At 72.3% G+C, this 13,001-nt stretch carries 14 protein-coding genes and 1 pseudogene; 6 read left to right on the top strand and 9 right to left on the bottom strand.

All coding sequences use genetic code 11. The features are described from left to right. Positions 1-230 precede the first annotated feature (230 nt). Entirely contained in the window at positions 231-695 is a 465-nt protein-coding gene (locus ACEPPI_RS10145; RefSeq protein WP_373914894.1) for a lamin tail domain-containing protein, read from the top strand. 574 nt (positions 696-1,269) lie between these two features. Further along, positions 1,270-2,001 (top strand): hypothetical protein, encoded by a 732-nt coding sequence (locus ACEPPI_RS10140; RefSeq protein WP_373914893.1) that lies wholly within the window; start codon positions 1,270-1,272, stop codon positions 1,999-2,001. 139 nt (positions 2,002-2,140) lie between these two features. Here the strand turns inward: ACEPPI_RS10140 and ACEPPI_RS10135 are convergent, their stop codons facing one another. The 6 genes and pseudogenes from ACEPPI_RS10135 to ACEPPI_RS10110 all read right to left on the bottom strand — a co-directional run bounded on the left by ACEPPI_RS10135 (position 2,141) and on the right by ACEPPI_RS10110 (position 7,505). Continuing rightward, on the bottom strand, positions 2,141-2,791 hold the full coding sequence (locus ACEPPI_RS10135) for a GNAT family N-acetyltransferase (RefSeq protein ID WP_373914892.1): 651 nt from the start codon (positions 2,789-2,791) through the stop codon (positions 2,141-2,143). 134 nt (positions 2,792-2,925) lie between these two features. Beyond that, positions 2,926-3,609: a response regulator gene (locus tag ACEPPI_RS10130; protein ID WP_373914891.1), complete on the bottom strand. Its 684-nt coding sequence runs from the start codon at positions 3,607-3,609 to the stop codon at positions 2,926-2,928. Further along, positions 3,606-4,823: a sensor histidine kinase gene (locus tag ACEPPI_RS10125; RefSeq protein WP_373914953.1), complete on the bottom strand. Its 1,218-nt coding sequence runs from the start codon at positions 4,821-4,823 to the stop codon at positions 3,606-3,608. The genes ACEPPI_RS10130 and ACEPPI_RS10125 overlap by 4 nt, the downstream gene beginning before the upstream one ends. A 2-nt stretch (positions 4,824-4,825) precedes the next feature. After that, positions 4,826-5,350, bottom strand: a complete 525-nt coding sequence (locus ACEPPI_RS10120) for a hypothetical protein (RefSeq protein WP_373914952.1) — start codon at positions 5,348-5,350, stop codon at positions 4,826-4,828. A gap of 193 nt (positions 5,351-5,543) precedes the next feature. Beyond that, positions 5,544-6,047: pseudogene (locus ACEPPI_RS10115) on the bottom strand (NADP-dependent oxidoreductase); the annotation flags it as partial. Between the two features lie 342 nt (positions 6,048-6,389). Then, entirely contained in the window at positions 6,390-7,505 is a 1,116-nt protein-coding gene (locus tag ACEPPI_RS10110) for an NADAR family protein (RefSeq protein WP_373914890.1), read from the bottom strand. Positions 7,506-7,596: 91 nt separating this feature from the next. Here ACEPPI_RS10110 and ACEPPI_RS10105 point away from each other — a divergent pair, with 91 nt between their 5' ends. Continuing rightward, positions 7,597-8,499 carry an endonuclease/exonuclease/phosphatase family protein gene (locus tag ACEPPI_RS10105; RefSeq protein WP_373914889.1) on the top strand — a complete coding sequence of 301 codons (903 nt, stop codon included), beginning with the start codon at positions 7,597-7,599 and terminating at the stop codon, positions 8,497-8,499. On the opposite strand, the gene ACEPPI_RS10100 is transcribed toward ACEPPI_RS10105, so the two are convergent. Beyond that, on the bottom strand, positions 8,486-9,079 hold the full coding sequence (locus ACEPPI_RS10100) for a hypothetical protein (protein WP_373914888.1): 594 nt from the start codon (positions 9,077-9,079) through the stop codon (positions 8,486-8,488). The genes ACEPPI_RS10105 and ACEPPI_RS10100 overlap by 14 nt on opposite strands. A gap of 658 nt (positions 9,080-9,737) precedes the next feature. Between ACEPPI_RS10100 and ACEPPI_RS10095 the strand changes: the two genes are divergently transcribed. Together ACEPPI_RS10095 and ACEPPI_RS10090 are read left to right on the top strand one after the other, a co-directional pair. Beyond that, the gene (locus tag ACEPPI_RS10095; RefSeq protein ID WP_373914887.1) at positions 9,738-10,226 is read left to right on the top strand and encodes a GNAT family N-acetyltransferase; all 489 of its coding nucleotides are present in this window, start codon (positions 9,738-9,740) and stop codon (positions 10,224-10,226) included. Continuing rightward, the gene (locus ACEPPI_RS10090; protein WP_373914886.1) at positions 10,223-11,095 is read left to right on the top strand and encodes a hypothetical protein; all 873 of its coding nucleotides are present in this window, start codon (positions 10,223-10,225) and stop codon (positions 11,093-11,095) included. Before ACEPPI_RS10095 ends, ACEPPI_RS10090 begins: the two co-directional genes overlap by 4 nt. 34 nt (positions 11,096-11,129) lie before the next feature. Here ACEPPI_RS10090 and ACEPPI_RS10085 read toward each other — a convergent pair whose 3' ends face one another. Both ACEPPI_RS10085 and ACEPPI_RS10080 read right to left on the bottom strand, forming a co-directional pair. Continuing rightward, the gene (locus ACEPPI_RS10085; protein ID WP_373914885.1) at positions 11,130-11,738 is read right to left on the bottom strand and encodes a hypothetical protein; all 609 of its coding nucleotides are present in this window, start codon (positions 11,736-11,738) and stop codon (positions 11,130-11,132) included. Between the two features lie 340 nt (positions 11,739-12,078). Continuing rightward, positions 12,079-12,342 (bottom strand): hypothetical protein, encoded by a 264-nt coding sequence (locus ACEPPI_RS10080; protein ID WP_373914884.1) that lies wholly within the window; start codon positions 12,340-12,342, stop codon positions 12,079-12,081. Positions 12,343-12,634: 292 nt separating this feature from the next. On the opposite strand from ACEPPI_RS10080, the gene ACEPPI_RS10075 reads away from it, so the two are divergent. Beyond that, positions 12,635-12,913, top strand: coding sequence for a hypothetical protein (locus ACEPPI_RS10075; protein WP_373914883.1), 279 nt, complete (start codon positions 12,635-12,637; stop codon positions 12,911-12,913). Positions 12,914-13,001 lie beyond the last annotated feature (88 nt).

Here is a 13,001-nt window from a genome sequence, read left to right as displayed (position 1 = left end):
GTGGGTGTAGGGGGCACCGGTTGTCAGGGCCGCGGTGGCTGGATTTGTGTGTGGTGTGCAGGCGACCGTGACAGAAATGTCTGCTTCCGGTAACCGGGTTCGGCGGGGGCTGCAGTGGAGCGGGTGCCGGGCCGAGAGTGGGGCCCTCGGCTCATTCCGGGCCGGGAAAACGCACCACTGCTCCTCCCTGTTTCGGCCGGTGGGGCAGTGTTCTTGAGGGAGTGTCACCCATGTCGTCTGCTTCTTCCTCCGTCCGCCGTATCGCCGCGACCGTCCTGGCCGCCGGGGCCGTGGTCGGTGCGGCCGCGCTGCCGGCCGCCGCGCAGGACCACGCTCCCCGCCAGCACCCGCGGGTGGAGATCAGCCGGGTCCAGGCCGACAGCCCCGGACGCGACGACCACTCCAACCGCTCCCTGAACAACGAGTGGGTGGAAATCACCAACACCACCCGCGACGCCATCAACCTCCGCGGCTGGACCCTGCGCGACGCCGACGGCAACCGCTACCGCTTCGACAACATCCGCATCAACAGCCACGCCACCATCCGCATCCACACCGGAAGCGGGCACAACAACCGCACCGACCTCTACCAGGGCAGCCGTGAATACATCTGGGGCAACAAGGGCGACACCGCCACCCTGCGCGACGACCACAACCGCGTCGTCGACACCGAGACCTGGGGCCGCCGCCACTGACCCCGCCACGGCGCATCGTGCGCGGGCCTGCCTGCGGTGATCCACGGACAGGCTCGCGCAGCAGAAGCCGCTGACCGTTTCACAGACGGGGGCCGCCACCCTCACCGGGTGGCGGCCCGCACTGCTGTGCTTCGGGCTCTGCCGGCCTCCGGGGTCCACACGGCGGGTCCGTCAGCGTGCCACCCGATGAGGCGATCAAGGGGGCTTCATGCCCCCCACACCGGCCGGCCGTCGGTGCGCCACCCTCCACCAGAGCCCACCGTCGCGGGCGGCTCTTGCCGGTCGGTGGAATTGGCCGAATTCGGGGGCTGGCGCGAACCGCCGTGCCTCAGGAGGATTCTCTCCGGCCGCACGGGCCGGTCTGGAGGGCGGGGAGCTGATGAGAGTACTTCGGAGAGGCTTACGGGACAGGTGGGTCGGGGCGTTGGCGCGCGGCGCGGTCGCGGTGTCGCTGACGTGTACCGGGGTCGCGATGGCCCCCACGGCGGTGGCGCACGCCACATCGGCCGCGTGCTCGACGGACACCGGGGCCACGGGCCTGGCGAGTTCGCCGGTGGCAGGCACTCTGGTGTCCGTGGAGCGTGCAGATGGCCGGATCGCGCAGCTCCAGCTCTTCTACGACGCCACTGCGACCGGAGGCCTGCCCTTCGTCTGGCATCGCGAGCAGAACGGACCGGGCGGCGCGTACGGGGGGTGGCAGCGGGTGAGCGCGGCGACCGTGGGCCCGAAGAGCTACGCCATGACGGCGATCGAGAACTCTGCGGGCAAGCTGGAGCTGCTGTTCTCCACCTACGGTTCGTTCTGCCACACGGTGGAGGGTGGTGGTGGTGGTGCGGGCGGCTGGAGCGCGGCGGACGATTTCGGCCTCGCGCCGACGCCGTACCACGGCGGAGTCGTGCTGTTCAAGGAGCAGGACGGCAGCATCGACGCCTTCGCCTCCGGGGCGTACGGCGGCGGCTCGATGGAGCGGCGCCATCAGCAGAACGCGGGCGCCGGCTGGGGCCCGAAGCAGTCGATGGGCCAGGTGCCGGACGCCGGCGTGGGCCTGAGCCAGCCGAGCAGCGTGCAACAACTGCCCGATGGCAGGCTGCACGTGGCGGCACGCGAGTGGAACAGGGACCGCACGTGGGAGACCTGGCAGTCGGCGCCGGGCGGTGGCTGGGGGCCCTGGCAGCCGGCGGCCCCGGGCGCCGCACCACCCCTGCGGGCCGCCGCTGCCACAGCCGAGGCCACCACGGCAGACAGCGCCGCCGCCGGCCCGCGGCCGAAGGCGGACGCAGCTCCTGCCTCCCGGACGGCGTCATAGGCACGTTCGCGATCGCAGGCGGGCCGGCCGAGGACCCGTCCGGGTGCGGCAGCGCGGCCGGAACCGCCACGTTCCACTTGACCGGGGCACGCAAGGCCACAACCAGGGCGAGGGGGCGCTTTCCGGCCATCGCGCCGCCCTACCGCCGCCCGCGCCCGGCCTCGCGCCACATGGGCCAGAGGTTCGGTCCGCCGTCGGGCAGCCGGATCTCCCCGGTGACGCGGAAGCCGAGACCCTCGTAGAACGGGATGTTCGAGGCCATGCTGGACTCCAGGTAGGCCGGCTGCCCGAGCCGGTCGCACCGGGCCAGCTGCTCCCGCACCAGCGCCGAGCCGACTCCCGTTCCCTGGAACGCCGGATCGGTCCCCAAGGTCGGCAGATACCAGTGCGGGGTGTCCGGGTGGGCCTCCTCCAGCGCGTTCTGGACGCCCGCCGCCCGCGACAGCCCCCGCGCGCCGAACACGTACGCGTAGCGCGGCACCGTCGCCAGCTCCCGCGCGGCGCCGGGCTGGCGGCGTCCGGGCCCCGACCAGAGCGCTGCCGCCAGCAGCTGTCCGCCACCGGTCGCGGCCACCCGTACGGCGCCCGCCCGCGGCCGCTGCCGGCGCTGGAGCAGCTCGAAGAAGCGGGCCGTCCTGCGGGCCCGGCTGCCGCGATCGGGGAACATCCAGGCCATGACCGCGTCGTCCGCGAAGGCCAGGGCGAGGAGGGCGGACACCGCCCCCGACTCGGCCCGCCGCGCACACCGGATGCCGTAGACGGCGGCGGGTCGTTCTGTCCCCGCGTTCATGACGCCACCGTAGGCAGCGGGCCCCCGGCCTTCCCGGGCCGTCCGGCGGACACGCCGCGCGGATCCCCCGGCCGTCCGGAACACGGCGGCGGGGGCGGCTCCCGTCCCGGACACCGAGGAGGGGGAGGAGGACGTCAGGCGAGGCCCGAGGCGATGGCGCGGCGGACGGCATCCGGACGGTCACGGATCCCGGCCTTGGCGAACAGGTTGTTGATGTGCGTCTTGACCGTGGCCTCGCTGATGAAGAGCCGCTCGGCGATGCCCCGGTTGGGCAGGCCCTGCCCGATCAGGGCGAGTACCTCGCGTTCGCGGGGGGTGAGGTCCTCGGGCAGCGGCTGGGCCGGCGCGGGCGTCTTGATCCTGACGGTGGCGAGCAGGCGGTCCTGGACCTCGCGGTCGAGTACGGACTGGCCGGCGGCCGCGGCCCTGATCGCGCGGGTGATGTCCTGGCGTCCGGCGTTCTTGGTCAGATAGCCGCGGGCTCCCGCGCCCAGCGCGCCCAGGATCGAGTCGTCGTCGGCGAAGGTGGTCAGGACGACCACCGCGACCTCCGGGTGCTCCCCGGCCAGTCGGCGGGTCGTCTCGATGCCGTCCATGACGGGCATCCTCAGGTCCATCAGCACCACGTCCACCGGGCCGTCGGCGACGGCCGCCAGCACCTCGGTGCCGTTCGCGGCGGCTGCGACGACCTCGATGCCCTCGGCCAGGGCGAGGACCGCGGCGAGGGGTTCGCGGACGGCGGCCTGATCGTCGGCGACCACCACCCTCAACCGCTCCTGCTCCTGCCCCTGCTGCTGCTCTGCTGCTCGTCCGGTCATTGCGGGATCACTGCCTCCACTTGCCAGTCGCCCTGGTGCGGGCCTTCGGTGACCGGGCCCGCGGTGAGCGTTCCCCCCAGGAGGGCGACGCGTTCGCGCATGCCGATCAGTCCCATCCCGCTGCCCGCACCCGGGGCCGCCCGACGGGTGGCGGGGCGGTTGCGGATCCTCAGTACGGTCGACGCCGGGGTGAACGCCAGCTCCATGGCGACGGCTCCCCCGGGAGCGTGCCGGGCCGCGTTGGTCAGGGCCTCCTGGGCGATCCTCAGCAGGTTCCGGACCGCCCGGGCGGGCACCTCGCGCACTGTCCCGGTGACGGTGACGGTGAGGGCGTCGCGGTGGCCCGAGGACGCGAGCATCGCGGTGAGCGTCTCGCGCAGCGGCAGCGCGTCCTCACGCAGGGCGTGCACGGTCCACTGTGCCTGCCTCAGGCTCTCCTTGACCAGGCTGTGGGCCTTGCTGTGGGCCTCGCGGACCTTGTCGAGGTCGCCCGTGTCGATCAGCGCGTCCGCCAGTTCCAGCTGCATGTTGATCCCGGCGAGCGAGTGGGCCAGGACGTCGTGCACGTCCCGGGCGATCCGGCCGCGCTCGGTCAGCACGGCGGTGCGCGCCTCGGCCCGCGCGGCGCGTTCGGCCGACTCCGCCGCGTCGATCGCCGCCCGTACGGCCTGCCGCTGGCTGCGGTTGACGATGCCGATCAGGACCGGGGCGCCGGCGGCGAGGCCGAACATCCACGGCAGCAGCTCGTGCCCCGGCCCGAGGCGCAGGTACAGCACGGCGCCGCAGAGCAGGCTGCAGAACCCGGCCAGGACGAGGGCGGGTCGGGTCTCCAGCCGGTATCCGATGTGACCGGCGAGGAAGAACGCGAAGAGGTAGCCCGTCCCGCTGCTGCTCAGGCCGATCAGGGCGGCCGCCGCGACGACCCCGAACGTGAGCCAGACGAGGGCCAGGCGCGGGGAGACCCTGTGCTCGGGAAGCCGCCGGGCCAGCAGCGCCGCGGAGTTGACCACGAGGAGGAGGGCCACCGCCAGACCCCGGCCGCTGAGGCCCAGGGGCCGGATCGTCAGGATTCCCGCGACGACGACCGCGAGGGACACCACCCACTGCACGCGCGGGTCGTGCCCGGGGACGGGGCGCGCGCCCGCACCCCGGCCGGTGTCCTCGCCGGGGGACGGGGCGCTCTCGTCTGCGGGCACAGCCCGAAGATACGGCACGCTCAGGCCGTGCGGCCGAGTACGGGCAGGGCAGTGGCAGCCCGCACCGTCCGGCTGCGTACGAAGATCGTGGCCACCCGGGTGACGACCTCGGTGAGCGCCATCAGGACGAAGGCCGTGACCCATGCCTGCTGGCTGGTGATGTGGTGCGCGAGGCTGAACCGGGCCACGTCGTCGGCGCCGCCGCCGTGCTCCACCCACGTCTGGAACCCCATCCGCGCCCCCATGCCCACGATCCACAGGACCGCCGACACGGCACCCGCCTTGATCAGGAGGTTTCCGTGGAGGGCGCGGATCCGGGTGTAGATCCCCCCGGCGATGCCCAGTGCGGCGCCCACCGCCGTCAGGGCCGCGATCAGGACGAGGTCGTTGCCGTCGGTGGGGACGGAGTCCAGGTACGAGTACCCCACGAAGGCCACGATCCCCAGCGGCAGCAGGAAGGTCTTGCGGTCGAGACGGCCTTCCCGCAGTTGCCGGAAGACGATCAGGACGAGGGCGATATCGGTGATCCACTCGGTTGCTGTCATGCCCTCCAGACTGCTGCGAGACCGCTCGCCGCACCTGGACCCGGGGGTGGAGAAGCGGGTGGAGATCCGCCGGGACCTTCGCGCGACGCGGAAAAAGAAGCGCGCTCCTCAGTCCGGGTCTGGCTCCCATGATGCCGCCCGGCTTGAGGGTGGGCAGGGAACGCGGACCGTAGTCGTTGCTGACGGTGTCCAGCACCGCGTCGATGCCGCGCAGAGCCGAGAAGTCCTCCACCGTGTAGTCGATCAGCTCGTCGGCCCCGGGTCCGCGCAGGTAGTCGTGCTTGGCGGCGCGGGCCGTGCCGATGACGTACGCGCCCCGGGCCTTGGCGATCTGCACGGCGAGGTGGCCGACGCCGCCGGCCGCGCCGTGGATCAGTACCCGCTGGCCGGAGCGCACGTCGGAGAGGGTGACCATGGCCTGGTAGGCGGTGAAGCCGGAGATCGGCAGCGCGGCCGAGCCGACGTGGTCGAGGGTGCGCGGCTTGGGCGCGATCCGGTCTTCGGCCACCACCACGTGGTCGGCGTGGCTGCCCTGCGGCGGGACGGTCCAGCCGTAGACCTCCTCGCCCACCGCGAAGCGGGCCACGCCCTCGCCGACGACCTCCACCGTGCCGCTGAACTCGTGGCCGAGCACGAACGGCGGCGGGCCGAAGAAGTCCACCTTGCCGATCCGGACCTTCCAGTCCGCGGGGTTCATACCGGTGGCCCGTACGCGCACCAGGACCTCGCCGGGGCCCGGGGAAGGAAGGGGTACCTCGACGATTTCCAGCACGTCGGAGCCGCCGATGGTCTGCTGTGTGATCACCCGTGTCGTCGTCGTGCGGAACATTCTGCGCTTGATGATCATGAGAGGGAAACAGGGTTTGATCTCCGGCCTGACACGAAACGCACCGTCCGGTACGGCGATGTCCGCGCGCAACCGCCACCTTCAACGACCGTGCAGGGACCACGGCCCAGAACGCCGACACCGACACCGTCGTGTCCCCGCTGAACAACCCACTGGTAAACAACGCCGCGGGAAAGGACGGATGATCCCGCGTCAGTCGACGAGGGTCTGGCGGGCCAGCAGTTCGGAACGGACGAGTTCCAGGAGGCGGCCCGTCCAGTTGCGGCCCCGGCCCCCGTTCTCGCCCCAGAAGCCCGAGTCGGCGTCGTCGTAGAGCACGGTCGCGTCACCCGTGGCCAGCAGGATCGCCGCGAGGCCGGGGTGCTGCTCGTACTTGGCGCGCAGCAGGCGGGCCATGACCGCCGTCCGGACCTGCTCCCAGCCCTCGCGCCGCGGCCCCGCGGCCGCGAGCGTACGGGCCTTCGCGCCCGACTCCGCCGCCACGACCGCGCTCCGGGCCTCCGGTTCGGCGACGGAACGGGCCCAGTAGGCGTGCGCCACCGACGGGTAGGTGACGTCGCCGACGGTGATCGGGGCGGGGTAGTCGTTGCGCAGGGCCTTCTTGCCCGGGTCTTCGAGCGCGCGCCGGGGATACGAGTGGTAGATCTTGACCGCGGGGGCGAAGGACTCGGCCGGCCCGTCGGCCGGCACCCGCGAAGGGGCCTTCGCGAGCCACTGTTCGCGTTCCTCGAAGTAGGCGACGGCCTCGTCGTACTCCTCCTGCGTGACCGTTTCCCCGGGCTCGTCCGCGGTCCGGCCGCCGGGCCCGGCCACCAGCACCCGGAGGGGGTGGTCCTTGCGGTCCATGTCGCCGAGCGCGTAGAGCCGTACGGTTTCGGGGACGGCCAGGTAGGCGGTGCGGGCGGCGGCCCGGTTGGCCTCCGTACGGTCCGCCATGAAGACGTCCACCGCGGCGAGGCAGCGGGCGGTCGAGTCGGGGCGGCCGTTCAGCTCGTCGACGGTGTCGCGGACTTCGGCGAGCAGCAGGTCCGGAGTCAGCCAGGTGCTCGGTTCGCCGAAGGTCCACGAGGCCAGGTGGTGCGCGGAGGCGCGTCCGCCGTCCGGAAGGCTGGTGGCCACCCATCCGCAGCGGAGCTTCTGCTCGAACTCTTCGAGGGTGACCAGCTCCCAGCAGTCGACGAGACCGTCCGCGTAGATGAAGAGGTCGGTGAGGAAGTAGGAGCCGCCGTTGCATATGAAGGCGTGCCGCCAGGTGCCGGGAATGCGGACGCCGTCCGCCGTGCGATGGGTGATCCGATTGCCGATCATGGCGTGATGATGCCGGACGAACCGGCCGGGAAGCACCTCGATTGCGCGTCGAGGGCGGCGTGTGATGATGTGCGTCCACTCCGGGGAGGCGATGGTGCTGAGAAGGGGCGCGCGGTGGGCCGCGGGCGCGATGGCCGCGCTCTGCATGGTGCTGCTCCTGGGCCCCAGCGCACCGACCCGTGGCCTGCCCCTCGCCAGGCCGCTGCCGTCCGATGCGCCCGGGGAGGTCGTACCGGACCGGGTCGGCACGTGGAACATCTGCAATCCGTGCGGTGGGAGCGGGCTGAACTTCGGCCGCGCGAGGGAGATCGCCACGGCCGCGCCGCAGGTCATCGGCCTGCAGGAGGCGTGTGTACGGGACGTCGAGGAGATCCGCAGCTACCTGGCGGAGGTCTACGGGCTGCTCTACCGGGTCGAGTACGGGTCGGTCCTGCGGAACTGGAACCGCTGCGGGGGGCTGCCGTGGCGGCCGGGCGGTTTCGGCCAGGCGATCCTCTCGGCGGCGCCGATGACGGACCGGGTGAGCGCCGAATACCCCGACGGCGGCTCCGAGGAACGCGGTTACCTGGCCGTCACCACGCTGGTGGGCGGCCGGCCCGTCCGCGTCTTCGACACCCACCTCGCCGAACGCCGGCAGGGGGAGGTGCGGACGGGCCAGGTGGAGGTGCTGGCCACGGCAGTCGCCCGTCACGACCGTGCGATCGTCCTCGGCGACTTCAACGCCGTGCCGGACGCGCCCGAGCTCGGCCCGATGTGGGCCCTGGCCCGGGACACGGACCCCGGCTGCCGCCCCTCGACCGCAGGCGCCGGCGCCGATGCCTGCACGGCGACCACCGACTGGAACAGCAAGTTCGACTACGTGTTCCTGCGCGGCATCACCCCGCGCACGCACCGCGTCCGCCCCAGCCCGTACTCGGACCACCACCTGCTGCACACCGACCTGAACGGGGGCCGGGCCGTGGCTGCCGGCCGCGACGTGCCTACCGGTCCTTGACGAAGGCCGCGGCCGCCGTGCTCAGGGTGAGGCTGGTGCCCAGGACCACGACGAGGGTGATCGTGGCGAGGACGCCGCCGGGGGCGCCGGGGCGGGGCCCCAGGCGGATCGGCACGTCGCCCCGCGGGTCCCGGGTGACTTGCACCGTCGACCCGACGGCCGGTGCGTGGGCGCCCTTGAGTTCGAGGCGGGGCCTGCCGCCGCCGGGGAGCTCCAGGCCGATCGACGTGACCTGGTCGTAGACGCCGCTCATGGGGTCGGAGGTACGGATCCACTCCGTCACCACAGCCTGCTCGGTCACGCCCTGATCGTGCATCCGCTGGTCCTCGCTCATGTCGGAGCGCAGGATGAACAGCAGGAGCCACGAGATGTTCAGGAACATCAGCACCAATGCGAGCGGAGCGGCTTCCTTGACCAGGAGCGGGAAGAGCGCCCAGTGGGTGGCGCCGATGACCAGGAACAACAGGCCCGCCCACGGGCTGGGGCCTCCCTCCCACATGGCCCACCCGACGTAGTACATCCCCGCGGGGATCCCCACCAGGACCACCGCCGCTCCGCCGAGCCTGGTCACTTCGGCCATCGCGGGCCCCCTCCGGCTGCCGATACCGCACGGCCCCGACCACCCCCGTGGGACCGCACCCGTGGACGTACCCCGTACGGGCGGGAGGGACGCCGGGTGGGGTCCTGTCCCTGCGCCCCCTGGCGCATTGCGCCGACACGGCCGGACCCCGAAGCCGCCGCCGGACCGGCTGGCGCACCGGCGCACCCGCTGGTCGAATCCGCGAACCGGACCACCCGGGCCGGCACCCACCGGATCGGCGCCGCGATGCGCGGCAAAGCCGCGACGCCGGAGGGGCTCCGCGTCGACCGGTGGCTCGAAGACGAGGAGACGGAGAACCTGGCGGTGACCCGCAAGACGCTTCTCGCCCCACCGCCAACTACCCCGGAGCCGACCGATCCGCCGCCAACCCTGCCGGACCACCCGGCCTGCCAACAGATCCTCACCGTCTTCGCCGACGCCGCCGGGTCGATGCGCGGCCCGCGACCTGTGCGAGCACCCCGCCCACGGGCGTCACCGTGCTGCCCCGGATACCCCGGACCTCGCCGACGCCCGGCCCCAGTCCCGAGCGCAAGCCCCTCCGGCTGACGTCAGGGCTGGCCCGAAACCCCTTGGACGGCACGGGGACCGGCTTGCTGAAATGGGAGACGGCCGCTGTCGGAGTCGAAGGGATGCGGCGATGACCGAGATCAGGCTGCACCTGTCGGTGCGCGGCCTCACTGACGCGGACCTGCCGTTCTGCGGCTGGGCCGGCTCCCCCCAGCACGTGCGCGAGCTCGTCCACCTGATCCGCCGCGCCGAGGCGGGCGAGATCGACTACCTGGCGGTGTGCACGCCGGTCGGGCTCCCGGTGGCGGTCGGCGGCATCGACTACACACTCACGCCCGGCGCCGGCACGCTCTGGCAACTCAGCGTCCACCCGGCCCTGCAGTCCTGCGGGATCGGCACGCTGCTGATCCGCTCCGCCGAGCAGCGGATCGGCGCCCGCGGCCTGACCCGCGCCGAACTCGGCGTCGAGGAGAGCAACCCGCGCGCCCGCACCCTCTACGAACGCCTGGGCTACCGGGCCTTCGGCCGCGAACTCGACTCCTGGGACGTGGAGGCCGAGGACGGCTCGCGCCAGCGGTACGAGACGATGTGCACGCTGATGCGCAAGGACCTGGCGTGACGCTGGATTTCGCGGCGTTCGTCGCCGATGCGACGGCCGACCCGGCCGTCGTCGGGCTGGTCCTCAAGGGCTCCCGGGCCCATGACGGCATGACCACCCGTCACTCCGACCACGACCTCTACGTCATCCTCGCCGACGCCGACGCCGACGCCGACGCCGACGCCGACGCCGACGCCGACGCCGACGCCGACGCCGACGCCGACGCCGACGCCGACGCGGCGAGCGAGCTGGCTGCGCTCGACGGCTACCGCTCCGCGCGGCTCGACCTGGTCGTCACCACCCTCGATCGGTTCCGACGGCCCGCCGACTGGGAGCGGTACGCCATCGCCCGCTCCCGAGTGCTGCTCGACCGCCGCGACGGAGAGGTCGCCCGGATCGTCGCCGCGATGGGACGGCTCGGCGCCGAGGAGGCCTTCCGGTCCGGCGCCGCCCTGCTGGACGCCTACGCCAACTCGCTCTACCGCTCGGTCAAGAACCACCGCGATGGCAACCCGCTCGCCGGCCACCTCGACGCGGCCGCCAGTGTCGGATTCCTGCTCGACCTGCTCTTCGCCCTGGACCGCAGACCGCGCCCCTACAACAAGTACCTGGCCTGGGAGCTGGACCGGTTCCCGCTGTCCGGCTGGGAGAGCGCCGCGCTGCTGGACACCGTCGCCCGGATCACCGCGACCGGCGAAGTGGCGTCGCAGCAGCGGCTCTTCGCCCGGGTCGAGGCGGCTGCCCGGGCCGCCGGCCACGCGGCGGTACTGGACGCCTGGGGCGAGGACCTGCTATTGATGCGGCCCCACCCGGACTCCCCGGCCCGCCCGTCCTCCTGCCCCGGGCCGACAGCCGAACCAGGTAAAGCGGCTCGGAATATCATCAAATGATCATTTGGGGCGCCAAGAGGTTGGTGCGACTGGACTACTGCGCCCAGCGTCCCATGGCCGGCGCGGTGCCGATCAGGCACTCGATGTCGGTCGGGAAGCCAACGAGGGCGTGGGCGGTCAGGCGCAGGTGGCCCTCAAGACAGACCAGGTTGTCCTGACTCTCGCCGACGAGAATGAGCGGAGGAAACCGCTCGCCCATGATGAGCGCGCGGGCCGCGTCGACGAACGGTTCGTTGGGCACGTCGAACGCCCGTAGCCCCGCCTTGATGCGTACGGCCGCGTCGGCCGGCCGGCGGCTGCCACCCGACAGTTCGACCCAGAAGGAATAGTCGATGTAGCGCACGCCGGCCGCCTCGTCGGCGGACAGGAGTGCCCTGGTCCACGTGACGTGAGTGGGGAAGTTCTCGAACAGGTCGCGGTTCTCGCCGTAGCCGCGCGTCACAGCGAGCAGAGTACGACGTGCGGAGTTCGCTCCAGCGTCGGAGAGGTCCGGATACGTCAGCAACTGCTCGGCCTGCCCGGCTGCCGCCAGGTGAGACCGGAGGTTCCGGCCGAACCTCCGGCTGGACAGCTCGGCGCTCAAGAAGCAGGCGACCATCTCGTCCTCACTGCTCGTACCCAGTACCTGCACGACCGTCAGCATAGGATCGACTTCATTCGCCCGGCACCGCCCGGGCAACTCCGTCACTCCGCGCCACCGGCCCACCTGGCCCAAGCCGGGGGTCGAATCGGGTAGAGCGGTTCAGAACGTCCTCTGGCGGGCCGACCGCGACAACCCCGTTGGCCAGGCACACACGGCGGGCGGCGTAGCAGTCGGGTACCGACGCCCTGCCCCGGTTCCGATCTCGATGACGCGGGCCGGTGACGCGGCGACGGCGGATGTTGCGGTGTCCGGCGGTGTGGTCCACGTCACCGGCGGTGTGGTTCACGACTCCCGTGTGAACGGTGGGTCCGCGGTGCACTCTGGACCCGACCCCGCCGGTTCAGGGTGTGTCGCCTTCCCAGCGGAAGGGTCCTTCCGGGTCGGCTTCGGAAGGGCTGTACAGGGCTCGGCCGCCGGGCCCGTACAGCCCGCGGTCGGTGATCAGGAGTACGCCCTCCGCCCACTCCCGCAGGGAAAGGCTGGTCACGTCGAGGAGCTGACCGTCCAGGGGGCCACCCGCCAGCCTCACGTACACCCGGCCCGGGGCGGGCCGGACCACGTGGCCCTCGTCGCCGCAGTACACCCGGTCATCAGTCGTGCTCATCCCGCCGCCTGCCCTTTCCTGTCCCGGGTCCACTGCCCGAGCATGAATCCCCGCACTCCACTTCCGGTGGACGGCCGACAGGGGAACGCCAGACCACTTCGGGCCATCATCGCCTACCCGGGCGGGTGGGTGTGTTCGGGCCGCGTAATGGCGGAGGCGGGGGTCCGGCCTGCCGCGGGCTGGGGCCAGTACCGTTCCGCGCACACCACGAGCGAGGCCGTCCACACCTTCGACACCACCAATCCGGCCCTCGTGGCCCCCGAAGCCACCGCCGTGTTCACCGGGACGGGTCGTGGAGGACCTCGGCCGGCGCACCGTGGAGGGCCTGCCCTCCGACGCCTGCCGTGTCCGCGTCGACCGCGTCCTCAAGGGCAACGCCTCGGGGGAGATGCTGGTCAGCCAGAGCGACGAGACCGAGCACAAGTACCTTGTGGGCCAGAGCTACATGTGGGCCACCAACCCCGCCACCCGCCCCGAGGAAGGGGTGGCCCAGCTCTACGACGCCGACCCCCGCCCAGCCGGCGAGGCGGACATTGCCACCTGGACATCCGCCCTGGATCACGCCCGGTAGACCGTACGCCCCAGCCTGGTACCTCCGCACGGGCCGGCCTAATGCGGCACCGAGCACCCGCTGGTCTTGAGCAGGGGTTGTTGCTGCC

The organism is Streptomyces sp. AB3(2024) (assembly GCF_041862025.1).
Classification (GTDB): domain Bacteria; phylum Actinomycetota; class Actinomycetes; order Streptomycetales; family Streptomycetaceae; genus Streptomyces.
Note: the sequence above shows the minus strand (reverse complement) of the source record. Positions and strands in the feature narration are given on the sequence as shown.

Coding starts and splice junctions, on each gene's coding strand:
- ACEPPI_RS10110 (WP_373914890.1), bottom strand. CDS start 7,505: ATGATCGGCAATCGGATCACCCATCGCACGGCGGACGGCGTCCGCATT.
- ACEPPI_RS10095 (WP_373914887.1), top strand. CDS start 9,738: ATGACCGAGATCAGGCTGCACCTGTCGGTGCGCGGCCTCACTGACGCG.
- ACEPPI_RS10130 (WP_373914891.1), bottom strand. CDS start 3,609: ATGACCGGACGAGCAGCAGAGCAGCAGCAGGGGCAGGAGCAGGAGCGG.
- ACEPPI_RS10105 (WP_373914889.1), top strand. CDS start 7,597: ATGGTGCTGAGAAGGGGCGCGCGGTGGGCCGCGGGCGCGATGGCCGCG.
- ACEPPI_RS10085 (WP_373914885.1), bottom strand. CDS start 11,738: ATGCTGACGGTCGTGCAGGTACTGGGTACGAGCAGTGAGGACGAGATG.
- ACEPPI_RS10120 (WP_373914952.1), bottom strand. CDS start 5,350: ATGACAGCAACCGAGTGGATCACCGATATCGCCCTCGTCCTGATCGTC.
- ACEPPI_RS10135 (WP_373914892.1), bottom strand. CDS start 2,791: ATGAACGCGGGGACAGAACGACCCGCCGCCGTCTACGGCATCCGGTGT.
- ACEPPI_RS10145 (WP_373914894.1), top strand. CDS start 231: ATGTCGTCTGCTTCTTCCTCCGTCCGCCGTATCGCCGCGACCGTCCTG.
- ACEPPI_RS10100 (WP_373914888.1), bottom strand. CDS start 9,079: ATGGCCGAAGTGACCAGGCTCGGCGGAGCGGCGGTGGTCCTGGTGGGG.
- ACEPPI_RS10080 (WP_373914884.1), bottom strand. CDS start 12,342: ATGAGCACGACTGATGACCGGGTGTACTGCGGCGACGAGGGCCACGTG.